The organism is Pseudomonas faucium (genome assembly GCF_021602585.1).
In the GTDB taxonomy this organism is placed as follows: domain Bacteria; phylum Pseudomonadota; class Gammaproteobacteria; order Pseudomonadales; family Pseudomonadaceae; genus Aquipseudomonas; species Aquipseudomonas faucium.
Genome location: NZ_BQIP01000081.1, coordinates 1 through 255, shown reverse-complemented (window position 1 = coordinate 255; position 255 = coordinate 1). Strand labels below are relative to the sequence as shown.

The following is a 255-nucleotide window of genomic DNA, read 5'->3' as shown; positions in this document are numbered from 1 at the left end:
ATGGAAAACAGGTTAATATTCCTGTACTTCCAGTTATTGCGATGGAGGGACGGAGAAGGCTAGGCCAGCTTGGCGTTGGTTGTCCAAGTTTAAGGTGGTAGGCTGAGATCTTAGGCAAATCCGGGATTTCAAGGCCGAGAGCTGATGACGAGTTGCCATTAGGCGACGAAGTGGTTGATGCCATGCTTCCAAGAAAAGCTCCTAAGCTTCAGATAACTGGGAACCGTACCCCAAACCGACACAGGTGGTTAGGTA

General features: G+C 49.4%; 1 rRNA gene. It reads left to right on the top strand.

Annotated elements, in window-relative coordinates:
• A 23S ribosomal RNA gene (locus L6D75_RS27250) occupies positions 1-255 on the top strand; the annotation flags it as partial.